Below are 21,616 nucleotides of genomic sequence, written 5' to 3'. Positions count from 1 at the left end.
CCGGTTTTACTTAGTTAATGTTGTGTTTTTGCCACTGTTACGACGCATCCTGCGTTTAAGACGTTTAATAAATCGCGCTACTTTCCATGCGCGCTTAATGCAGTAGCCGTACAGGAAAAATGCCAGCAAGAATAATGCCAACATAACCCACTCAGGAATAATATGAGAATATTCTGCAGCTACACCAATCGCGGCCAAAATAGCGGCGGCCAGAGTAATCAGCACAAACGCCTGACGAGAAGTAAAACCCGCACGCATGATGAGATGATGAATATGTTGGCGGTCAGGAGAGAAAGGACTCATCCCCTTGCGCAGGCGGCGATACATAATCGCCACCATATCCATTAATGGAATGGCAATAATCCACAGCGCGGTTACGGGGCTTATCGGATGGGTTTGGCCCTGTGTGGTTTCAAGCAGGATCCAGATAACCGTAAAACCAATCAGCGTACTGCCCGCGTCACCCATAAAGACTTTATAGCGACGGCCCAGCACACCGAGATTTAAGAGAATATAAGGCAGAATGGCGGCAATCATGGCAAAACACCACATTGCCAGACTGTACTGACCATCAAACCATAAAATAATGCCGATAGCGGCGAACGAGACGGATGACAACCCACCGAGCAGGCCGTCAATGCCATCCACCATGTTGAAAGCATTGATTGCCGCCCAGACGGCAAAGAGCGTCAGGAAGAAGCCAAATGGACCCAGGACTAGCTCCCAGGGGCCAAATACATAGCCGAGGCTTCGCAGATACAGTCCGCCCACTACCATCATCACCACGCCAATCGCCGCCTGAACGGTAGCGCGTATTTTCACCGCAATATCGAACCGGTCATCAAGGGCCCCGACTAACACCAGAACACCGGCGCAGGCGATGTAGAGGGCGGCATGCGGGATATAATAATCGGCAATACCAAACGTGAAGCAAATCCCTGCGTAAACAGAAATCCCGCCGACTAAAGGAATAAGTCCCTGATGGCGTTTACGAAAATTTGGCTTATCCACCAACCCTATTCGTTTTGCCACCTTGCGCGCAATGAACAAAAAACAGGTTGTGAATAAAAAAATACTGATCAGTTCAGTAACGGCGGTGAATAGATTCACAATGGATTGCTCTCAACAAATGTTAGTCCCGGAAGTATAACCATGAAGCCACAGCCTCAGAAGTAATAAAGATGGCTTCTCACTACTCCCTTTGTATATTTTTCAATCAATTATTTCTTTAGCTGCACAAACGACCCTATTGTCGCACCGACCGGTCAAAATTGGGAGTAGATGGTACTAGCGTATAGTCCATAAAAGAAAAACGCCACGTAAAAACGTGGCGTTCGCTGGCTTTATTTGCGTTACGAGCGTTTCATCATGTCGAAGAAATCGTCGTTGGTTTTGGTCATCGCCAGTTTGTTAATGAGGAACTCCATCGCGTCAATTTCACCCATTGGATGGATGATTTTGCGCAGGATCCACATTTTCTGCAGCTCTTCCTGCGTGGTGAGCAGCTCTTCTTTACGGGTACCGGAACGGTTGTAGTCGATAGCCGGGAAGACGCGTTTTTCAGCGATTTTACGAGAAAGGTGCAGTTCCATGTTACCTGTACCTTTAAATTCTTCGTAAATTACTTCGTCCATTTTAGAACCGGTATCGATCAGCGCCGTGGCGATGATGGTCAGGCTGCCGCCCTCTTCCACGTTACGTGCGGCACCGAAGAAGCGTTTCGGGCGATGCAGGGCGTTAGCATCCACACCACCGGTCAGTACTTTACCTGACGCCGGAACGACGGTGTTGTAGGCACGCGCCAGACGGGTGATGGAGTCAAGCAGGATGATCACGTCTTTCTTGTGCTCAACCAGGCGTTTCGCCTTCTCGATAACCATTTCCGCAACCTGAACGTGGCGAGATGCCGGTTCGTCGAAGGTAGAAGCAACCACTTCACCTTTAACCAGACGCTGCATCTCGGTCACTTCTTCCGGACGTTCGTCGATCAGCAGCACCATCAGCACGCAGTCTGGGTGGTTATAAGCGATGCTCTGCGCGATGTTCTGCAGTAGCATGGTTTTACCCGCCTTCGGCGGTGCCACAATCAGACCACGCTGGCCGCGACCAATTGGTGATGCCAGATCCAGAACACGCGCGGTTAAGTCTTCAGTTGAACCGTTACCACGCTCCATGCGCAGGCGAGAGTTCGCGTGCAGCGGCGTTAAGTTCTCAAAGAGGATCTTATTACGCGAGTTTTCCGGTTTGTCGAAGTTAACTTCATTGACTTTCAACAGCGCAAAGTAGCGTTCACCCTCTTTAGGAGGACGAATCTTACCTGAAATGGTGTCACCAGTGCGGAGGTTGAAACGGCGGATTTGGCTGGGGGATACATAGATGTCGTCAGGGCCGGCGAGGTAGGAGCTGTCTGCAGAGCGGAGGAAACCAAATCCGTCTTGCAATATCTCCAGCACACCGTCGCCAAAGATATCTTCGCCACTCTTAGCGTGCTGCTTCAGGATGGCGAAAATGATGTCCTGCTTGCGCATACGGGCCTGGTTTTCCAGTCCCATATTTTCGCCGAGAGTGATCAGCTCAGAAACCGGCGTATTCTTTAATTCGGTAAGATTCATAATGGTGTGGGTTCTTAAACTCGGGGTGATTCTCGAACTTAATGTTGTGAATGGTATGGCAGGGTCATCCATGCCTGTTTAGCGGCCATCAACTCATGTCTGTTCGCTGTCTGGTCACAGGGAAAGAACGCAGAACTGAAACGACAAGACGGATTGAGTGACAAGCCCGGAATTTAGCCACTTCACGCACTGTTCATGTTAACAACGGGAAGTATCGGGTAAAACAAGATTCAAACAACAAGATATGTTTAAAACGAAGTCATAGCTAACTTAGCACGACTTCAGCCGGGCGTCCAGAGTTCCACATCATTTAGCCGGGAGCCCTGAACGCACAGCGGAGAAACCTTACGCCAGATTAGCGTCCAGGAACTCTTTCAGTTGACCTTTGGACAGCGCGCCCACTTTGGTCGCTGCCACTTCGCCGTTTTTGAACAGCAGAAGGGTTGGGATGCCACGGATACCGTATTTTGGTGCGGTGCCCGGGTTCTGGTCGATGTTCAGCTTGGCAACGGTCAGTTTGCCCTGATATTCGTCAGCGATCTCATCCAGAATCGGGGCGATCATTTTGCAAGGACCACACCATTCAGCCCAGAAATCGACGAGGATCAGCCCGTCAGCCTTAAGTACGTCCGTGTCAAAACTGTCGTCAGTCAGGTGAATAATTTTATCGCTCATATATAACTCCACAGGAATAAGCCTGGTACGTTGGTTTTGTCTCCACCAACGACGTGTTGATGTCGCATTAACCAACTAAAGGTTGACTTTATTTCACCGGATACGCTTTCGTAAAGCAATAGTAAGCTGATATTCTACCACACTATGAGCAAAACACATTTAACAGAACAGAAGTTTTCCGACTTCGCGCTGCACCCGAAGGTGATTGAAGCCCTTGAAAATAAAGGGTTTCATAACTGCACGCCCATTCAGGCCCTCGCGCTGCCGCTGACGCTGGCCGGTCGCGATGTTGCCGGGCAGGCGCAAACCGGTACCGGCAAAACGATGGCGTTTTTAACGTCAACGTTTCATTATTTACTTTCTCACCCAGCGATTGCAGACCGCAAAGTTAACCAGCCGCGCGCGCTAATTATGGCACCGACGCGAGAACTGGCGGTACAGATCCACGCAGACGCTGAACCCCTGGCGCAGTCTACCGGACTTAAGCTTGGCCTGGCCTATGGCGGCGACGGCTACGAAAAGCAGCTGAAAGTGCTGGAAAGCGGTGTGGATATCCTGATCGGTACCACCGGCCGTCTTATCGATTACGCCAAACAGAACCACATTAACCTCGGCGCAATCCAGGTTGTGGTGCTCGATGAAGCTGACCGCATGTACGATCTGGGCTTCATTAAAGACATTCGCTGGCTGTTCCGCCGCATGCCGCCGGCCAATCAGCGTCTGAACATGCTGTTCTCCGCTACCCTTTCTTATCGCGTACGCGAGCTGGCGTTCGAACAGATGAACAACGCCGAATATGTAGAAGTGGAACCGGAGCAGAAAACGGGTCACCGCATTAAAGAAGAGCTCTTCTACCCTTCCAATGAAGAGAAAATGCGTCTGCTGCAAACGCTGATCGAAGAAGAGTGGCCAGATCGCGCCATTATCTTCGCGAACACCAAACACCGTTGTGAAGACATCTGGGGCCATCTGGCTGCAGACGGTCACCGTGTTGGTCTGCTGACCGGCGACGTGGCGCAGAAAAAACGCCTGCGTATTCTTGAAGAGTTTACCCGTGGCGATCTCGATATTCTGGTCGCAACCGACGTTGCCGCTCGTGGTCTGCACATTCCGGCCGTGACGCACGTCTTTAACTATGATCTGCCAGACGACTGCGAAGACTACGTACACCGCATCGGTCGTACCGGTCGTGCGGGCGCAAGCGGTCACTCGATTAGCCTTGCGTGTGAAGAGTATGCGCTGAATCTTCCAGCCATTGAGACGTATATCGGTCACTCTATCCCGCAGAGCAAATACAATCCGGAAGCGCTGTTAAGCGAACTGCCGCCGCCTAAGCGTCTAACCCGCCCACGCTCCGGCAATGGTCCGCGTCGTTCAGGTGGCGCGCCGCGTAATCGTCGTCGTTCAGGTTAAGAAAATATGCTCAGCTCCACCTCGCTTTATGCGGCAATTGATCTCGGTTCGAATAGTTTTCATATGCTGGTTGTGCGCGAGGTGGCGGGAAGCATACAAACGCTGACGCGCATCAAGCGCAAGGTCCGCCTCGCGGCGGGCCTGAGCAGCGATAATCACCTCTCCCCTGAAGCCATGGAACGTGGCTGGCAGTGTCTGCGGCTCTTTGCCGAACGTCTGCAGGATATCCCGCACGCCCAAATCACCGTGGTCGCCACTGCGACACTCCGCCTGGCGGTTAACGCCGTGGATTTCATTGCCAGAGCGCAGGAAATTCTGGGTTGTCCGGTACAGGTTATCAGCGGTGAAGAAGAAGCTCGCCTGATTTACCAGGGCGTTGCGCACACCACGGGAGGTGACGATCGCCGTCTGGTGGTGGATATCGGCGGTGCCAGTACCGAGCTTGTGACCGGCACCGGCGCGCAGGCAACGTCGCTGTTCAGCCTGTCGATGGGCTGCGTGACCTGGCTTGAGCGCTACTTTACCGATCGGAACCTGGCGAAAGAGAACTTCGACGAGGCAGAAAACGCCGCGCGCGAGGTGTTACGCCCGGTGATGGACGAGCTGCGCTATCACGGCTGGAAAGTCTGCGTGGGTGCCTCGGGTACCGTGCAGGCTCTGCAGGAAATCATGATGGCGCAGGGAATGGACGAGCGGATTACGCTTGCCAAACTTCAGCAGCTGAAACAGCGCGCCATTCAGTGCGGACGCCTGGAAGAGCTGGAAATTGAAGGCCTGACGCTGGAACGCGCGCTGGTCTTCCCGAGCGGGCTGGCCATTCTTATCGCCATTTTCACCGAGCTGAACATCCAGTGTATGACCCTGGCCGGCGGCGCGCTGCGCGAAGGTCTGGTCTACGGGATGTTACATCTGTCGGTCGATCAGGATATCCGCAGCCGTACCCTGCGCAACGTTCAGCGTCGTTTTCTGGTTGATATCGATCAGGCAGGACGCGTATCGCAGCTGGCGTCACGCTTCGCCGATCAGGTTGCTAACGTCTGGGATCTTGACCATCTGAGCCGGGATTTACTGCTGAGCGCCTGTGCGCTACATGAAGTGGGGCTGAGCATTGATTTTAAGCAGGCACCGGCTCATGCAGCGTATCTGGTGCGAAACCTGGATTTACCGGGCTATACGCCTGCGCAGAAAAAATTGCTGGCCACGCTGCTGCTGAACCAGACCAACGCCGTCGATCTCTCCTCATTGCATCAGCAAAACGCCGTACCGCCTCGCGTGGCCGAGCATCTGTGCCGCCTGCTGCGTCTGGCGATCCTGTTTGCCAGCCGCCGCCGCGATGATTTGCTGCCTGCCATTAATCTGGTGGCCGATGACGAGAAGCTTTCGCTGGCGCTGCCGGAGAAATGGATTGATCGTCACCCGTTAGGGGCAGAGATGATCGAGCAGGAGTGCCAGTGGCAGAGCTACGTGCACTGGGTGCTTGAGGTAAAGTAATACGCTGAACAGTGCCGGGTGGCGGCTTCGCCTTACCCGGCCTACAACCCCTTCGAACTCATCCTTTCTCTTTGGCTTTTGCCAGCATAGCGCGGATGTTCGCCACGTTAGCCTGACCCTTGTGCATCCGCTCTTCTGCGGTAATCACTTTGCGCTCCTGTTCCCAGATCACGTCATCCTGCGGAAGTTCCAGCAGGAAACGACTCGGCTCCGGGCGAACCAGTTCACCGTACTGGCGGCGCTCTTTACACAGCGTGAACGTCAGCTCTTTCTGCGCGCGGGTGATCCCCACGTAGGCCAGACGGCGCTCCTCGTCGACGTTGTCTTCATCAATGCTGCTCTGGTGCGGCAACAATCCCTCTTCCATGCCGACCAGATACACATACGGGAACTCCAGCCCTTTTGACGCATGCAGCGTCATCAGCTGAACCTGATCGGCCTCTTCTTCGCTCTCGCCGCGCTCCATCATGTCGCGCAGGGTAAAGCGAGTGACCACCTGCGTCAGGGTCATCGGCTCGTCGATTTCAGAGCCCTCCAGCATTTCGGTCATCCAGCTGAAGAGCTGGTTAACGTTTTTCATGCGCATCTCAGCCGCCTTCGGGCTGGCTGAGGTTTCATACAGCCAGGACTCATAGTCGATGCCGTGAATGAGATCGCGCACTGCCGCCACCGGCTCGCGCTCCGCAAGACGCTGCACTTCGCCAAGCCAGTGGGTGAAGCGGGTTAACGAGTCATACCCGCGTCCGGTTAACGTCTGGCTCAGCCCCATGTCGAAGCTGGCGGTAAACATACTTTTGTTGCGGGTCATCGCCCACTCGCCGAGCTTTTGCAGCGTCGCCGGACCAATCTCGCGTTTAGGCGTATTCACGATGCGCAGAAACGCGCTGTCGTCATCCGGGTTAGTTAGCACCCGCAGATAGGCCAGCAGATCTTTGATTTCTGGCCGTGAGAAGAACGACGTGCCGCCCGAAATTTTGTACGGAATGCGGTTCTGCATCAGCATCTTTTCAAAGACGCGCGACTGGTGATTGCCGCGATAGAGGATCGCGTAATCCTTATATTCGGTTTTGTTGACGAAGTGGTGAGCGATGAGTTCGCCCGTCACGCGCTCCGCTTCATGATCCTCATTGTTGGCGCTGAGCACTTTCAGCTCCGTGCCGTAGCCCAGTTCGGAGAAGAGACGCTTCTCAAATACGTGCGGGTTATTGGCAATCAGGATGTTTGCCGCCTTCAGGATACGCCCGGAGGAGCGGTAGTTCTGCTCCAGCTTAATCACCTGCAGGGCAGGGAAATCTTTGCTCAGCAGCACCAGGTTTTGTGGGCGTGCACCGCGCCAGGAGTAAATTGACTGGTCGTCATCGCCTACCACGGTGAAACGCGCGCGCTGCCCCACCAGCAGCTTCACCAGCTCGTACTGGCTGGTGTTGGTGTCCTGATATTCATCCACCAGCAGGTAGCGGATTTTATTCTGCCAGCGCTCGCGCACCTCTTCATTGCGCTGCAGCAGCAGCGTGGGCAGCAGGATCAGATCGTCAAAGTCCAGCACGTTGCACGCTTTCATATGCGCATCGTACAGACCGTAGCAGTGGGCGAAAATCCGATCCCGTTCGCCTTTGGCGATCGCCGCGGCCTGGGCCGGCGTCATCAGATCGTTTTTCCAGTTCGAGATCGTCGAGATCAGCTGCTGCAACAGCACTTTGTCATCTTCGATCAGCCCCTCGGTGAGCTCTTTGAGCAGCGCCACCTGATCGGTATCGTCAAAAAGCGAGAAGTTGGACTTCATTCCCAGCGCCGCATACTCGCGTTTGATGATATCCAGCCCCAGCGTGTGGAAGGTGGAGATCATCAGGCCGCGCGCCTCTTTACGGCCCAGCGTCTGGCCGACGCGCTCTTTCATCTCGCGCGCCGCTTTATTGGTAAAGGTGACCGCCGCAATGTGTCGCGCCTGATATCCGCAATTGTGGATCAAATGGGCGATTTTGTTGGTGATCACGCGGGTTTTACCCGAACCGGCCCCTGCCAGCACCAGGCATGGTCCAGTAACGAATTCGACCGCTTGTTGTTGTCCAGGGTTTAAACGCATGGGAGTGTTGCTCAATCTTCGAACGGGGTGTGGATTGTAGCAGAAAGCCGGGCGCAGATTTACCGGCTAATGATAAAGTGGAGAAATCGCGTTTAACCCGTAGAGCAGAACCATGAAAAAGACCGCAGCAGCCCTGCATATTCTGGTAAAAGAAGAGAAACTGGCCCAGGAGATCCTGGCCAAGCTGGAGCGCGGCATCAGCTTTGATCATCTGGCGAAGCGTTACTCTAAATGCCCGTCCGGGCGCAATGGCGGGGATCTCGGCGAGTTTCAACAAGGTGCGATGGTCGGCCCGTTCGATCGGGCGGTCTTTAGCTGCCCTCTCCTGAAGCCCTACGGCCCGGTAAAAACCAAATTTGGCTACCATATCATTAAGGTGCTTTATCGCCGCTGACGCGTGGTATATTGCGCCCCGATTTATTTCAACCTATTCAAGGCACGATCATGGCAAAAACAGCAGCAGCAGTGCACATCCTCGTTAAAGAAGAGAAACTGGCTTTAGATCTTCTGGAGCAGATTAAAAACGGTGCCGACTTCGGCAAGCTGGCGAAGAAGCACTCCATCTGCCCGTCAGGCAAACGCGGCGGCGATCTGGGTGAGTTCCGCCAGGGCCAGATGGTTCCGGCGTTCGATAAAGTGGTGTTCTCCTGCCCGGTGCTGGAGCCAACCGGCCCGCTGCACACGCAGTTCGGCTACCACATTATTAAAGTACTGTATCGGAAATAAACAGCAAGGCCTTCTCTAAGAGAAGGCCTTGAATGTTTCACCCTCTCCCAGTGGGAGAGGGGCGGGGTGAGGGCATCAGCCCGCACCAGGTGTTAACCCGCTACCGCGATACGCTTCATATCGGTCATGTAGCCACGCAGTTTGTGACCCACTTTCTCGATCTGGTGGCTGCGAATCGCTTCGTTCACATCACGCAGCTGCGCGTTATCCACGGCACCTTCCGCAATCGCTTTACCCAGATCGCCCGTCTGCAGAGTGGTCATAAACTCTTTCAGCAGCGGTACGCAGGCGTAAGAGAACAGGTAGTTACCGTATTCTGCGGTATCAGAGATCACCACGTTCATTTCGTACAGACGCTTACGGGCGATGGTGTTCGCGATCAGCGGCAGCTCGTGCAGAGATTCGTAGTACGCGGACTCTTCGATGATGCCGGAATCCACCATGGTTTCGAACGCCAGCTCAACGCCTGCTTTCACCATCGCGATCATCAATACGCCTTTATCGAAGTACTCCTGCTCGCCGATTTTACCTTCGTACTGTGGCGCGGTTTCGAACGCGGTTTTACCGGTCTCTTCACGCCAGGTCAGCAGGTTTTTATCGTCGTTCGCCCAGTCCGCCATCATGCCGGAAGAGAATTCGCCGGAGATGATGTCGTCCATGTGTTTCTGGAAAAGCGGTGCCATGATGGTTTTCAGCTGTTCAGACAGCGCGTAAGCACGCAGTTTTGCCGGGTTGGACAGACGGTCCATCATCAGCGTAATACCGCCCTGCTTCAGCGCTTCGGTGATGGTTTCCCAGCCGAACTGGATCAGTTTTTCCGCGTAGGCCGGGTCGGTGCCTTCTTCCACCAGCTTGTCAAAGCACAGCAGAGAACCGGCCTGCAGCATGCCGCACAGAATGGTCTGCTCGCCCATCAGGTCAGATTTCACTTCGGCAACGAAGGACGATTCCAGAACGCCCGCACGGTGGCCGCCGGTCGCCGCTGCCCACGCTTTGGCAATCGCCATGCCTTCGCCTTTCGGATCGTTTTCCGGGTGAACTGCGATAAGCGTCGGCACGCCGAAGCCACGTTTGTACTCTTCGCGTACTTCCGTACCCGGACATTTCGGTGCCACCATCACCACGGTGATGTCTTTGCGGATCTGCTCGCCCACTTCAACGATGTTGAAGCCGTGGGAGTAACCCAGCGCGGCGCCGTCTTTCATCAGCGGCTGTACGGAACGCACTACGTCAGAGTGCTGTTTGTCCGGGGTCAGGTTAACCACCAGATCCGCCTGCGGGATCAGCTCTTCGTAGGTGCCCACTTTGAAGCCGTTTTCGGTCGCTTTACGCCAGGAAGCACGCTTCTCGGCAATCGCTTCTTTGCGCAGGGCGTAGGAGATATCCAGACCGGAGTCACGCATGTTCAGGCCCTGGTTCAGACCCTGTGCGCCACAGCCGACGATGACCACTTTTTTACCCTGAAGGTAGCTCGCGCCATCGGCAAATTCATCGCGCGCCATGAAGCGGCATTTGCCCAGCTGCGCCAGCTGCTGGCGCAAGTTCAGTGTATTAAAGTAGTTAGCCATGGGTGATACCTCGTGATGTTGTGTGTCTTATTGTTCGGTTCGCGTTTCAGCGAGAATGTACCCACATTACAACAGGAAATTTATTGCGGAAATTGATATATTCACAACGTCATGTTGCAATTTTAGCAATGTAAAAAGAGGGAGTGGAATCGGTGGATTTACGCGATCTGAAAATGTTCCTGCACCTGGCGGAAAGCCGCCATTTTGGCCGCAGCGCTCGGGCGATGCACGTTAGCCCCTCCACGCTTTCACGCCAGATCCAGCGCCTTGAGGAAGACCTCGGCCAGCCGCTGTTCGTGCGCGACAACCGCACCGTCACCCTCACGGAAGCGGGTGAAGAACTGCGCATTTTTGCCCAGCAGACGCTGTTGCAGTACCAGCAGCTGCGGCACTCGATTGACCAGCAGGGGCCGTCACTTTCCGGCGAACTGCATATTTTCTGCTCCGTCACCGCCGCCTATAGCCATTTGCCGCCGATTCTCGACCGCTTCCGCGCGGCGCATCCGTCGGTTGAAATTAAGCTCACCACCGGCGACGCCTCCGACGCAATGGAAAAAGTGGTGACGGGCGAAGCGGATCTCGCCATTGCCGGGAAACCCGAAACCCTGCCGGGCGCGGTGGCATTCTCAATGCTGGAGAATCTGGCGGTGGTGCTGATTGCCCCGGCGCTGCCCTGCCCGGTGCGTAACCAGGTGTCGGTGGAAAAACCGGACTGGTCGACGGTGCCGTTTATCATGGCCGATCAGGGGCCGGTGCGCCGCCGTATCGAGCTGTGGTTCCGCCGTCAGAAAATCAGCAACCCGTCGATTTACGCCACGGTCAGCGGCCATGAGGCGATGGTGTCGATGGTGGCGCTGGGCTGCGGCGTGGCGCTGCTGCCGGAAGTGGTGCTGGAAAACAGCCCCGAACCGGTGCGCAATCGCGTGATGATTCTGGAGCGCAGCGACGAGAAGACGCCGTTTGAGCTTGGCGTGTGCGCACAAAAAAAGCGGCTGCATGAGCCGCTTATTGATGCGTTCTGGCAGATATTGCCGAACCACTAAAGCCGGGTGGCGCTGCGCTTACCCAGCCTACCCGCAGCTTAGCCCTTAGCCCGCCAGGAAGAAGCGGAAGGCCGGGTTATGGGTTTCGTCGTGACACTCATAGCCCAGCTCGTTCAGCCGCGTTTCGAAATCCGGCTCGTGCTCGCCCAGTTCGAACGCCGCCAGCACACGGCCATAGTCGGTGCCGTGGCTGCGGTAGTGGAACAGAGAGATGTTCCAGTGCGTGCCCAGCGTGTGCAGGAACTTGAGCAGCGCGCCCGGCGATTCCGGGAACTCGAAGCTGAACAGACGTTCCCTGAGCGGCTTCGATGGACGCCCGCCGACCATGTAGCGCACGTGCAGCTTCGCCATCTCGTCGTCAGAGAGATCGACCACGCTGTAGCCGCCCTCATGCAGCAGGCTGAGGATCTCTTTGCGCTCCTCCACGCCGCGGCTCAGACGCACGCCGACAAAAATGCAGGCGTCTTTGGCATCGGCAAAACGGTAGTTGAACTCCGTCACCGAACGGCCACCCAGCAGCTGGCAGAACTTCAGGAAGCTGCCCTTCTCTTCAGGAATCGTCACCGCCAGCAGCGCTTCCCGCTGTTCACCCAGCTCGCAGCGCTCGGAAACGTAGCGCAGACCGTGGAAGTTCACGTTCGCACCAGACAGCACGTGCGCCAGCCGCTCGCCGCGAATGTTGTGCTGCGCGATGTATTTCTTCATTCCCGCCAGCGCCAGCGCGCCTGACGGTTCCGCCACCGCACGCACATCCTCGAACAGATCCTTCATCGCCGCGCAGATGGCGTCGCTATCAACCGTGACGATATCGTCGAGATACTCCTGACACAGGCGGAAGGTTTCATCCCCAATGCGCTTCACCGCCACGCCCTCGGCAAACAGCCCGACGCGCGGCAGATCTACCGGATGACCCGCATCCAGCGCCGCTTTCAGGCAGGCAGAGTCTTCCGCTTCAACGGCAATGACTTTGATCTGCGGCATCAGCTGTTTGATCAGCACCGCCACGCCTGCGGCCAGGCCACCGCCGCCTACCGGGACGAAGACGCGGTCGAGATGGGCATCCTGCTGCAGCAGTTCCAGCGCCAGCGTGCCCTGCCCGGCAATCACCATCGGGTGGTCGAACGGCGGCACCCAGGTGAAACCCTGCTGCTGCGCCAGCTCGATCGCTTTGGCTTTGGCTTCGTCAAAGTTAGCCCCGTGGAGCAGCACTTCGCCGCCGAAACCGCGCACCGCGTCGACTTTGATATCTGCGGTAGCAACCGGCATCACGATCAGCGCTTTCAGCCCCAGACGAGCAGACGAGAACGCCACGCCCTGGGCGTGGTTGCCCGCAGACGCGGTAATGACGCCGCGCGCTTTCTGCTCATCGGTCAGCCCGGCCATCATCGCGTAGGCGCCGCGCAGCTTAAAGCTGTGCACCGGCTGACGATCTTCGCGCTTCACCAGAATGACGTTGTCGAGGCGCGAAGAGAGTTTTTCCATTTTCTGCAGGGGCGTGACCTGCACGGCTTCATAGACCGGCGCGCGTAGCACCGCTCTCAGGTATTCCGCCCCCTCAGGGGCGGCGGATAAGGGTTGTGACTCGGCCATCATTAGCCCCCAAGTTTAGATTTATCGCGCACCGCGCCTTTATCTGCACTGGTGGCAAGGCTCGCGTAGGCGCGCAGGGCGAAGGAGACTTCACGCTGGCGGTCTTTCGGCGTCCAGGCTTTATCGCCGCGGGCTTCCTGCGCTTCACGACGGGCCGCAATTTCCTGGTCGCTCAGCTTCAGCTGAATGCCGCGATTCGGAATGTCGATTTCGATCAGGTCGCCGTCTTCGATGATGGCGATGTTGCCGCCGCTTGCCGCTTCCGGCGAAACGTGGCCGATAGAGAGGCCGGAAGTACCGCCGGAGAAACGCCCGTCGGTGATCAGCGCACACGCTTTACCGAGTCCCATAGATTTCAGGAAGGTGGTTGGGTAGAGCATCTCCTGCATGCCGGGACCGCCTTTCGGTCCTTCGTAGCGAATAACAACCACGTCGCCTTCCACCACTTTGCCGCCGAGGATGGCGTCTACCGCTTCATCCTGGCTTTCGTATACCTTCGCCGGACCGGTGAATTTCAGGATGCTGTCGTCCACGCCTGCGGTTTTCACGATGCAGCCGTTTTCCGCGAAGTTACCGTACAGCACGGCCAGACCGCCGTCTTTGCTATAGGCATGTTCCAGCGAGCGGATGCAGCCTTCGGCGCGGTCGTCGTCCAGAGTGTCCCAGCGGCAATCCTGCGAGAACGCCTGGGTGGTGCGAATCCCGGCAGGGCCGGCGCGGAACATCTTTTTCACCGCGTCGTCTTTGGTCAGCATGACGTCGTACTGGTCCAGCGACTCAGGCAGCGTCAGGCCAAGCACGTTTTTCACGTCACGGTTCAGCAGCCCGGCGCGATCCAGCTCGCCCAAAATGCCCAGCACGCCGCCCGCGCGGTGTACGTCTTCCATATGGTACTTCTGGGTACTCGGCGCGACCTTACACAGCTGCGGGACTTTGCGGGACAGCTTGTCGATGTCGCTCATGGTGAAGTCGATTTCGGCTTCCTGCGCGGCAGCCAGCAGGTGCAGAACGGTGTTGGTAGAGCCGCCCATGGCGATATCCAGCGTCATGGCGTTTTCGAACGCGGCTTTACTGGCAATGTTGCGCGGCAGCGCGCTGGCGTCGTCCTGCTCGTAGTAGCGTTTGGTCAGCTCAACGATGCGCTTACCGGCGTTGAGGAACAGCTGCTTACGGTCGGCGTGGGTCGCCAGCAGCGAACCGTTGCCCGGCTGAGAAAGGCCCAGCGCTTCGGTCAGGCAGTTCATGGAGTTGGCGGTGAACATACCGGAACAGGAGCCGCAGGTCGGACACGCGGAGCGTTCCACCTGGTCGCTCTGCTCGTCAGAGACTTTCGGGTCCGCGCCCTGGATCATCGCATCAACCAGGTCGAGCTTGATGATTTTGTCGGAGAGCTTGGTTTTCCCCGCTTCCATCGGGCCGCCGGAGACGAAGATCACCGGAATGTTCAGGCGCAGGGAGGCCATCAGCATCCCCGGGGTGATTTTGTCGCAGTTGGAGATGCAGACCATCGCATCGGCGCAGTGGGCGTTAACCATATACTCTACGGAGTCGGCGATCAGCTCGCGCGACGGCAGTGAATAGAGCATGCCCCCGTGCCCCATCGCGATACCGTCATCCACCGCAATGGTGTTGAACTCTTTCGCCACGCCGCCGGAGGCTTCGATTTGCTCGGCAACCAGCTTACCGAGATCGCGCAGGTGCACGTGGCCCGGTACAAACTGGGTGAAGGAGTTCACCACGGCGATAATCGGCTTGCCGAAATCGGCGTCGGTCATTCCGGTGGCGCGCCACAGCGCGCGGGCTCCCGCCATATTACGGCCGTGGGTGGTGGTGGCTGAACGATACTTAGGCATGCTTTATTGACTCCCGTCTGACTATTTAATGGGACGGTGCGTGCCGTCCCAAATTTATGCTTAGTGATTAACCTGATCCAACCAGCCGTATTTATCTTCTGTCTCGCCGGTGAAGAGGCCGAAGAACGCTTGCTGAATACGTTTGGTGACCGGACCGCAGCGGCCTTCGCCCACCTGGATACCGTCCACGCTGCGTACCGGCGTGATTTCAGCCGCCGTACCGGACATGAACACTTCATCCGCCAGATACAGGGATTCGCGGGACAGCACCTGCTCGCGCACTTCGATACCCAGATCTTTCGCCAGCTTGATGATGGCGTCACGGGTGATGCCCGGCAGTGCGGACGAGGTGAACGGCGGCGTGAACAGAATGCCGTCTTTCACTTCAAACAGGTTTTCACCCGCACCTTCTGAGATGTAGCCATTTACGTCGAGGGCGATACCTTCCTGATAGCCGTGGCGGCGCGCTTCGCTACCGACCAGCAATGAGGAGAGATAGTTACCGCCTGCTTTCGCGGCGGTCGGAATAGTGTTTGGCGCCACGCGGTTCCAGGAAGAGACCATTGCGTCGATCCCCTGCTCCAGGGCTTCTGCACCCAGGTAGGCACCCCACGGGAACGCGGCAATGATCACATCTGTGGTATAGCCGGCTGGCGGGTTCACGCCCATGCCGACGTCGCCCACGAACACCAGCGGACGAATATAGGCGCTGGTCAGGTTGTTTTTACGGATAACGTCGCGGCAGGCTTCCATCAGCTCATCGACGCTTTGAGAAACCGGGAAACGATAAATTTTGGCTGAGTCATGCAGACGCTGCATGTGTTCGCGATGGCGGAACACCACTGGCCCTTTGTGAGAATCGTAGCAGCGGATGCCTTCAAATACGGAGGTACCGTAGTGCAGCGCGTGGGACATCACGTGGACCTTCGCGTCCTCCCAGCGAACCATCTCACCGTTGAACCAAATGTAATCAGCTTTTTTTGTCGTCATTTTTTCGTCCTGTCACGCTTAAGCGCGGATTTGTTGTGATGTGGTTGTGCTCTGGCAGATGGCAACATGGGCAACGTCTACCAGCTTTGATAACTGACTAAACAGTAAGTCGACCGACCTTGGGCTGGCAACGGTTAATTCGATACTGATATTCCGGGCGTCAGTGGCCGTCTCCATATTCATAGAGCAAATCTGAAAACCACGATGACGCACCACACGCAAAACGCGTTCTAAGGTTTCCGGGTTGAAGCGAGCCTGTACGGCGACCTGATGCTGCATCATGATAATTTCTCCATCATTTGTGAGTTACTGGCACCAGGCGGTACCAACGGCCAGACGTTCTCGAGTTCGTCGATTGAGACATGAAGCAGGTAAGGCCCATCGCTGTTCAGCATGGTGTCGAGCGCCGCTTCAACCTGATCTTTACGGGTGATGTGCTGACCAGGGATGCCGAAGGCGCTGGCCAGGGTGAGGAAATCGGGGTTATCGGTGAGAGTCGTTTCGCTGTAGCGCTCCTGGAAGAACAGCTGTTGCCACTGGCGAACCATTCCTAAACGCTGGTTGTCGAGCAACACGATCTTCAGCGGCAACTGCTTGCGCTTAACGGTGCCGAGCTCCTGAACGTTCATCATGAAGGAGCCGTCACCGGAGATACAGATAACGGTATCGTTCGGGCGGGCAACCTGCGCGCCAACGGCTGCCGGCAGACCGAAGCCCATCGTCCCTAACCCGCTGGAGGTGATGAAGTTTTCCGGACGGGTGTAGGTCATGTGCTGCGCGGACCACATCTGGTGCTGGCCTACGTCGGTGGTGACGACGCTGTCAGCCGGTTTACGGTCGGACAACTGCTTCAACAGCAGCGGCGCGTAGATGGCCTCGCCGGGGTGGTCGTAACGCCAGGCGTGCTCGGCGCGCATATCAGCGGTATGCTGACGCCATGCGTTGATATCCAGCGGCTGCTGCAATGCCGGTAACAGCGCGTTGAGATCGCCCTGCAAGGCGACGTGCGCCTGACGCAGCTTGTTCATCTCCGCAGGGTCGATATCCATATGGATGACTTTGGCGTTCGGCGCAAAGGTATTCAGCTTGCCGGTGACGCGGTCGTCAAAACGGGCACCTACGGCGATGAGCAGATCGCACTCCTGCACCGCCAGGTTTGCCGCTTTGGTGCCGTGCATCCCCAGCATGCCCAGATAGTAGGGGTAATCCGCGTCGACAGCACCGAGACCTTTCAACGTGCAGGTCGCTGGCATCTGCGTTGTTGCGATAAATTCGCGCAGGGCTGGAACGGCCTGCGCCATGCCTACGCCACCGCCGACGTACATCATCGGCTGTTTCGCCTGGGCCAGCATCTGACGGGCCTCTTCAACTTCCGCTTCCGGAAAGGCATCGTCGCTTTCAACGGTAGAGAAGTGCGGTTCCAGATCGCCGAGAGCCACCTGGATATCTTTCGGGATATCAACCAGAACCGGACCGGGACGACCGGAGTTTGCCACGTCGAACGCTTCTGCCATTACGCGCGGCAGCTCTTCCAGAGACTGGACGAGGAAGCTGTGTTTGGTGCAGGCCAGCGATAAACCGAGGACGTCAACTTCCTGGAAAGCATCGGTACCGATGAACGGCGACGCCACCTGCCCGGTGATGGCGACAACGGGAACGGAATCCAGCAGCGCGTCAGCCAGGCCGGTGATCAGGTTCGTTGCGCCCGGGCCTGAAGTCGCCATACACACGCCGGTTTTACCGGTCGCGCGGGCGTAGCCAATGGCTGCCATCGCTGCGCCCTGCTCGTGTCGGCACAAGAGATGTTCCACGCCGCCGTCATACAGTGCATCGTAAATCGGCATAATTGCGCCACCCGGATAACCGAATACGGTTTCGACTCCCTGCGCGCGCAACGCATGTACTACCCACTGTGCCCCATTCATAGTTAGTTCCCCGTCATAAATCGGGAGAAACAGAATTTTGTGCTAGTCGTCATTCTCTGCTCCTCATTTACGTTTTTTAGTCATAAAAAAACCCCCGGACCTTTCGGTGCGGGGGTCTTAGTTCGTTAAGGCTTGATTTCTAAGCCTTTCCTCGTCCAAGTGCAGCCCCGCACGGTGGGATAATAATCACCACCACGCTAATCACGACCAGGCTAATCACTCGTAGAAGGGCTGTCATTTTCAGTTCTTTTTGCATCTTGTTCGAAGGAATACCTAAAGAGTTATCACAGTTTTTAAATCAAACACAAGATTTATTTATGACGGATTTGATTAGGCCGCGAATCATATTTCTTAAAACCGTTGTTTTATATACGGAAATTAGAAAATGAATATTTTTCATTTTTTACTGTCGGTCTTAGCGTCAAAACGGGGCTTTTTACATTCTACGAGAAGGCTTCCACGGTTATGCAAGGGTTTCATTGTGTGTTTAAAATCTCTGAACAGGCGGCGTAAATTCGCAAAATGACGCTAAACAGACAAAACAGGCGCTGGCATAGTCACACCAGGAGGTAGTGCAAATGTCACTGTCAGTTGTTTATACGCGTGCGGCTCTCGGGGTAAAGGCACCGCTTATTTCCGTCGAGGTTCATTTGAGCAATGGGCTACCCGGACTCACGCTTGTCGGGTTACCTGAAACGACGGTTAAAGAGGCCAGGGATCGCGTTCGCAGCGCAATAATAAATAGCGGTTATACCTTCCCCGCGAAGAAGATCACCATCAACCTTGCCCCCGCCGATTTGCCTAAAGAGGGGGGACGATACGATTTACCTATCGCAATTGCCCTTCTCGCGGCTTCTGAGCAGCTTAATACGACACGGCTAGGCTCGTATGAGTTCGTTGGCGAACTCGCGCTCACAGGCGCGTTAAGAGGCGTTCCCGGTGCGATATCGGGAGCCCTTGAAGCCATACGAGCAGGGCGGCAAATCATTGTCGCCAATGAAAACGCATCAGAAGTGAGTCTTATCGCCGAGAAGGGGTGTCTCATCGCCGGGCATTTACAGGAAGTTTGTGCCTGGCTGGAAGGGCGGCATGAACTGTCCGAGCCGGAGGAGTGTGATGATGTTATAGCGGATGCACCAGAGGATCTCAGCGAGATTATGGGACAGGAGCAAGGGAAACGGGCGCTGGAGATTACGGCTGCAGGTGGACACAATCTTCTGTTAATTGGGCCGCCAGGTACGGGTAAAACCATGCTGGCAAGCAGGTTGAGTGGGTTACTTCCACCGCTCAATAATCATGAAGCGCTGGAAAGTGCCGCCATATATAGCCTTATCAATTCGACGTCGTTGCAAAAACAGTGGCGCCGTCGTCCTTTTCGTTCCCCGCATCATAGCGCTTCACTGACGGCAATGGTCGGCGGCGGGGCGATTCCGGGGCCGGGAGAGATCTCGCTGGCACACAATGGCATTCTGTTTCTTGATGAACTGCCTGAATTTGAGCGCCGTGTGCTGGATGCACTGAGGGAGCCCATTGAATCCGGTGAGATACATATCTCACGCACCAGAGCCAAAATAAGCTATCCCGCACAGTTTCAGCTGGTCGCGGCGATGAATCCCAGCCCGACGGGTCACTACCAGGGCAACCATAACCGCTGTACACCAGAGCAAACGTTGCGCTATCTGGGTAAGTTATCCGGCCCGTTCCTCGACCGTTTCGATTTATCCCTCGAAATTCCCCTTCCCCCGCCGGGTCTGCTCAGGCAAACGGGCATAACGGGTGAAAGCTCAGCGGAGGTACGCGAACGGGTGATTGCAGCCCAGACACGGCAGTACGCTCGTCAGAACAGGCTGAATGCACGGCTGGATAATGCCGGGATCCGGCAGTTTTGTTCACTTAATGTTGAGGATGCGGGATGGCTGGAGGAGACGTTAACGCGGTTCGGGCTGTCCATACGTGCGTGGCAGCGTTTGCTGAAGGTGGCCAGAACCATTGCTGACGTAGAGGGGTGCAATGACATTGAGAGGAAACATTTGCAGGAGGCGCTGAGCTACCGCGCTATCGATCGTTTGCTGCTGCATTTGCAGAAATTGCTGGCATAAAAAAAGGGGCCGTAGCCCCTTCTCTTCATTTTAGTCATCAGACTCGGTGTAGTCTTCTGCACCTTCCATCTGCGGCTTGCCGCCAGACAGCGTATGGAAGCGCTTTGGACGCTTAATTCGCGCCATGTACTTGATCCATACACGTTCCGCTTCTGACTCCGGCTCACGCTCACCACGGCAAACAGAAACAAACTGTTTTTCGTCTTCGGTTGCAGGTTCACGCTTACCCAGATCCAGCTCGTTAAAGGCATAACCATGGCGCTCAAGCAGTTGAGCTTCTTTGATGGTGAAATCGCCGTGACGAGAGAACCCGCGCGGATAATGTTTATTGTCGAAAAAACGATTAGTCGTCGTAAAGCTTTCCGCCATCCTACACGCTCCTAATTCTTTGGCCGAGCTATTTATGGCGCGGAGTATTAGTTACGCTTGACAGAGCGTAAAACAAAACATTTAAATCATAACGACAAATAATTTTGCGGAGAAAGATGTGGATACGGAATTGCTTAAAACTTTCCTTGAAGTGAGCAGAACACGTCACTTTGGGCGAGCAGCTGAAGCCCTTTACCTGACGCAGTCAGCAGTCAGTTTTCGTATTCGACAGCTGGAAAATCAACTGGGTGTGAATCTTTTTACCCGCCATCGCAACAATATTCGCTTAACGCCTGCCGGTGAGAAACTGCTGCCGTACGCAGAAACGCTCATGAATACCTGGCAGGCGGCACGTAAAGAGGTGGCACATACTTCGAGGCATAATGAGTTCTCGATAGGAGCCAGCGCTTCTCTGTGGGAATGCATGCTAAGTCAGTGGCTTACCCGGCTGTATCATTCACATGGCCACCTGCAATTTGAAGCCAGGATTGCGCAACGGCAGTCGCTGGTTAAGCAACTTCATGAACGCCAGCTTGATCTTCTGATCACAACCGAAGCCCCCAAGATGGACGAATTTAGCAGCCAGATTGTGGGCCAGTTTGGCCTGGCACTTTATGCGTCCGAACCTTCGATGATGAAGGCAGACCTGACCTATTTACGCCTGGAATGGGGACCGGATTTTCAGCAGCACGAGACGGGACTGATTGCACCTGATGATGTTCCGCAGTTAACGACCAGCTCGGCAGAGATCGCCTGTCAGCAGCTGCCTCTGCTAAAAGGTTGTACCTGGTTACCTGTTCGCTGGGCAGACACTAAAGCAGGGCTGCACACCGTGATGGATTCCACCACGCTTACCAGGCCGCTGTATGCAATTTGGCTGCAAAACAGTGATAAGCAATCTCAGATAAAAGATCTTTTAAAAATCAATGTAATGGATTGATGCATCAGCCAGCAGGGATGCTGGCTGAAATTAAGAAGAGAATTATCTGCCGTGTTTCAGGCAAAAAAAATCCTTTGCCGAAGCAAAGGATTCTATATGGCAGGGGCGGAGAGACTCGAACTCGCGACACCCGGTTTTGGAGACCGGTGCTCTACCAACTGAGCTACGCCCCTAAAGTTTTTTGCCATTAAGCCTGCCAACAAGGCAGGCTTAATGTCTTAATAAGTGGCGGAACGGAC

Annotated in this window: 20 protein-coding genes and 1 tRNA gene; 7 read left to right on the top strand and 14 right to left on the bottom strand. The window is 55.6% G+C overall.

What is annotated here, in order from left to right:
* Positions 1–6 precede the first annotated feature (6 nt).
* The 3 genes from wecA to trxA form a co-directional block, all read right to left on the bottom strand.
* Positions 7–1,110: a UDP-N-acetylglucosamine--undecaprenyl-phosphate N-acetylglucosaminephosphotransferase gene (wecA, locus tag IM317_RS06015; protein WP_023309645.1), complete on the bottom strand. Its 1,104-nt coding sequence runs from the start codon at positions 1,108–1,110 to the stop codon at positions 7–9.
* Positions 1,111–1,352: 242 nt separating this feature from the next.
* The gene (rho, locus tag IM317_RS06010; protein WP_008501566.1) at positions 1,353–2,612 is read right to left on the bottom strand and encodes a transcription termination factor Rho; all 1,260 of its coding nucleotides are present in this window, start codon (positions 2,610–2,612) and stop codon (positions 1,353–1,355) included.
* 345 nt (positions 2,613–2,957) lie between these two features.
* Positions 2,958–3,287 carry a thioredoxin TrxA gene (trxA, locus tag IM317_RS06005; RefSeq protein ID WP_006179218.1) on the bottom strand — a complete coding sequence of 110 codons (330 nt, stop codon included), beginning with the start codon at positions 3,285–3,287 and terminating at the stop codon, positions 2,958–2,960.
* 144 nt (positions 3,288–3,431) lie between these two features.
* On the opposite strand from trxA, the gene rhlB reads away from it, so the two are divergent.
* A complete protein-coding gene (gene rhlB / locus IM317_RS06000; protein WP_033146915.1) occupies positions 3,432–4,700 on the top strand; it encodes an ATP-dependent RNA helicase RhlB in 1,269 nt (422 codons plus the stop codon).
* Positions 4,701–4,706: 6 nt separating this feature from the next.
* Complete coding sequence (gppA, locus tag IM317_RS05995; protein ID WP_033146916.1) at positions 4,707–6,191, top strand: guanosine-5'-triphosphate,3'-diphosphate diphosphatase; 1,485 nt, start codon at positions 4,707–4,709, stop codon at positions 6,189–6,191.
* A gap of 58 nt (positions 6,192–6,249) precedes the next feature.
* On the opposite strand, the gene rep is transcribed toward gppA, so the two are convergent.
* Positions 6,250–8,274, bottom strand: a complete 2,025-nt coding sequence (gene rep, locus IM317_RS05990; RefSeq protein ID WP_032646096.1) for a DNA helicase Rep — start codon at positions 8,272–8,274, stop codon at positions 6,250–6,252.
* Positions 8,275–8,386: 112 nt separating this feature from the next.
* Here rep and ppiC (IM317_RS05985) point away from each other — a divergent pair, with 112 nt between their 5' ends.
* Together ppiC (IM317_RS05985) and ppiC (IM317_RS05980) are read left to right on the top strand one after the other, a co-directional pair.
* Complete coding sequence (gene ppiC, locus IM317_RS05985) at positions 8,387–8,668, top strand: peptidylprolyl isomerase PpiC (RefSeq protein ID WP_023309649.1); 282 nt, start codon at positions 8,387–8,389, stop codon at positions 8,666–8,668.
* Positions 8,669–8,718: 50 nt separating this feature from the next.
* Positions 8,719–9,000 (top strand): peptidylprolyl isomerase PpiC, encoded by a 282-nt coding sequence (ppiC, locus tag IM317_RS05980; protein ID WP_023309650.1) that lies wholly within the window; start codon positions 8,719–8,721, stop codon positions 8,998–9,000.
* 92 nt (positions 9,001–9,092) lie between these two features.
* On the opposite strand, the gene ilvC is transcribed toward ppiC (IM317_RS05980), so the two are convergent.
* On the bottom strand, positions 9,093–10,568 hold the full coding sequence (ilvC, locus tag IM317_RS05975; protein ID WP_023333828.1) for a ketol-acid reductoisomerase: 1,476 nt from the start codon (positions 10,566–10,568) through the stop codon (positions 9,093–9,095).
* A 152-nt stretch (positions 10,569–10,720) separates the two neighbouring features.
* Here ilvC and ilvY point away from each other — a divergent pair, with 152 nt between their 5' ends.
* Complete coding sequence (gene ilvY / locus IM317_RS05970; protein ID WP_032641403.1) at positions 10,721–11,611, top strand: HTH-type transcriptional activator IlvY; 891 nt, start codon at positions 10,721–10,723, stop codon at positions 11,609–11,611.
* A 45-nt stretch (positions 11,612–11,656) separates the two neighbouring features.
* Here the strand turns inward: ilvY and ilvA are convergent, their stop codons facing one another.
* The 7 genes from ilvA to ilvL all read right to left on the bottom strand — a co-directional run bounded on the left by ilvA (position 11,657) and on the right by ilvL (position 18,207).
* Positions 11,657–13,201, bottom strand: a complete 1,545-nt coding sequence (ilvA, locus tag IM317_RS05965) for a threonine ammonia-lyase, biosynthetic (protein ID WP_023315026.1) — start codon at positions 13,199–13,201, stop codon at positions 11,657–11,659.
* Positions 13,202–13,203: 2 nt separating this feature from the next.
* Entirely contained in the window at positions 13,204–15,054 is a 1,851-nt protein-coding gene (ilvD, locus tag IM317_RS05960; protein WP_033146918.1) for a dihydroxy-acid dehydratase, read from the bottom strand.
* A gap of 60 nt (positions 15,055–15,114) precedes the next feature.
* A complete protein-coding gene (ilvE, locus tag IM317_RS05955) occupies positions 15,115–16,044 on the bottom strand; it encodes a branched-chain-amino-acid transaminase (protein WP_023309654.1) in 930 nt (309 codons plus the stop codon).
* Between the two features lie 18 nt (positions 16,045–16,062).
* Positions 16,063–16,326 carry an acetolactate synthase 2 small subunit gene (gene ilvM, locus IM317_RS05950; protein WP_024907956.1) on the bottom strand — a complete coding sequence of 88 codons (264 nt, stop codon included), beginning with the start codon at positions 16,324–16,326 and terminating at the stop codon, positions 16,063–16,065.
* Positions 16,323–17,969: an acetolactate synthase 2 catalytic subunit gene (gene ilvG, locus IM317_RS05945; RefSeq protein ID WP_033146919.1), complete on the bottom strand. Its 1,647-nt coding sequence runs from the start codon at positions 17,967–17,969 to the stop codon at positions 16,323–16,325. The genes ilvM and ilvG overlap by 4 nt, the downstream gene beginning before the upstream one ends.
* 2 nt (positions 17,970–17,971) lie before the next feature.
* On the bottom strand, positions 17,972–18,022 hold the full coding sequence (gene ilvX / locus IM317_RS05940; protein ID WP_166792073.1) for a peptide IlvX: 51 nt from the start codon (positions 18,020–18,022) through the stop codon (positions 17,972–17,974).
* A gap of 86 nt (positions 18,023–18,108) precedes the next feature.
* Positions 18,109–18,207, bottom strand: coding sequence for an ilv operon leader peptide (gene ilvL, locus IM317_RS05935; protein WP_001311244.1), 99 nt, complete (start codon positions 18,205–18,207; stop codon positions 18,109–18,111).
* A 340-nt stretch (positions 18,208–18,547) separates the two neighbouring features.
* On the opposite strand from ilvL, the gene IM317_RS05930 reads away from it, so the two are divergent.
* On the top strand, positions 18,548–20,068 hold the full coding sequence (locus tag IM317_RS05930) for a YifB family Mg chelatase-like AAA ATPase (protein WP_033146920.1): 1,521 nt from the start codon (positions 18,548–18,550) through the stop codon (positions 20,066–20,068).
* 30 nt (positions 20,069–20,098) lie between these two features.
* On the opposite strand, the gene IM317_RS05925 is transcribed toward IM317_RS05930, so the two are convergent.
* Positions 20,099–20,437 carry a DUF413 domain-containing protein gene (locus IM317_RS05925; protein WP_023309658.1) on the bottom strand — a complete coding sequence of 113 codons (339 nt, stop codon included), beginning with the start codon at positions 20,435–20,437 and terminating at the stop codon, positions 20,099–20,101.
* A 118-nt stretch (positions 20,438–20,555) separates the two neighbouring features.
* On the opposite strand from IM317_RS05925, the gene hdfR reads away from it, so the two are divergent.
* Positions 20,556–21,377, top strand: a complete 822-nt coding sequence (gene hdfR / locus IM317_RS05920; protein WP_023309659.1) for an HTH-type transcriptional regulator HdfR — start codon at positions 20,556–20,558, stop codon at positions 21,375–21,377.
* 97 nt (positions 21,378–21,474) lie between these two features.
* On the opposite strand, the gene IM317_RS05915 is transcribed toward hdfR, so the two are convergent.
* Positions 21,475–21,550 (bottom strand) — tRNA-Trp (locus tag IM317_RS05915).
* Positions 21,551–21,616 lie beyond the last annotated feature (66 nt).

This window comes from Enterobacter cloacae complex sp. S3, assembly GCF_014930495.1.
In the GTDB taxonomy this organism is placed as follows: Bacteria; Pseudomonadota; Gammaproteobacteria; order Enterobacterales; family Enterobacteriaceae; genus Enterobacter; species Enterobacter asburiae_B.
The sequence above is the reverse complement of the archived record's forward strand: the minus strand, read 5'-3'. Positions and strand labels throughout refer to the sequence as shown.

Excerpts from the sequence above, each read along its gene's own strand:
- rho (WP_008501566.1), bottom strand. The coding sequence starts at position 2,612 with ATGAATCTTACCGAATTAAAGAATACGCCGGTTTCTGAGCTGATCACT.
- trxA (WP_006179218.1), bottom strand. The coding sequence starts at position 3,287 with ATGAGCGATAAAATTATTCACCTGACTGACGACAGTTTTGACACGGAC.
- rhlB (WP_033146915.1), top strand. The coding sequence starts at position 3,432 with ATGAGCAAAACACATTTAACAGAACAGAAGTTTTCCGACTTCGCGCTG.
- gppA (WP_033146916.1), top strand. The coding sequence starts at position 4,707 with ATGCTCAGCTCCACCTCGCTTTATGCGGCAATTGATCTCGGTTCGAAT.
- rep (WP_032646096.1), bottom strand. The coding sequence starts at position 8,274 with ATGCGTTTAAACCCTGGACAACAACAAGCGGTCGAATTCGTTACTGGA.
- ppiC (WP_023309649.1), top strand. The coding sequence starts at position 8,387 with ATGAAAAAGACCGCAGCAGCCCTGCATATTCTGGTAAAAGAAGAGAAA.
- ppiC (WP_023309650.1), top strand. The coding sequence starts at position 8,719 with ATGGCAAAAACAGCAGCAGCAGTGCACATCCTCGTTAAAGAAGAGAAA.
- ilvC (WP_023333828.1), bottom strand. The coding sequence starts at position 10,568 with ATGGCTAACTACTTTAATACACTGAACTTGCGCCAGCAGCTGGCGCAG.
- ilvA (WP_023315026.1), bottom strand. The coding sequence starts at position 13,201 with ATGGCCGAGTCACAACCCTTATCCGCCGCCCCTGAGGGGGCGGAATAC.
- ilvD (WP_033146918.1), bottom strand. The coding sequence starts at position 15,054 with ATGCCTAAGTATCGTTCAGCCACCACCACCCACGGCCGTAATATGGCG.
- ilvE (WP_023309654.1), bottom strand. The coding sequence starts at position 16,044 with ATGACGACAAAAAAAGCTGATTACATTTGGTTCAACGGTGAGATGGTT.
- ilvM (WP_024907956.1), bottom strand. The coding sequence starts at position 16,326 with ATGATGCAGCATCAGGTCGCCGTACAGGCTCGCTTCAACCCGGAAACC.
- ilvG (WP_033146919.1), bottom strand. The coding sequence starts at position 17,969 with ATGAATGGGGCACAGTGGGTAGTACATGCGTTGCGCGCGCAGGGAGTC.
- ilvL (WP_001311244.1), bottom strand. The coding sequence starts at position 18,207 with ATGACAGCCCTTCTACGAGTGATTAGCCTGGTCGTGATTAGCGTGGTG.
- IM317_RS05930 (WP_033146920.1), top strand. The coding sequence starts at position 18,548 with ATGTCACTGTCAGTTGTTTATACGCGTGCGGCTCTCGGGGTAAAGGCA.
- IM317_RS05925 (WP_023309658.1), bottom strand. The coding sequence starts at position 20,437 with ATGGCGGAAAGCTTTACGACGACTAATCGTTTTTTCGACAATAAACAT.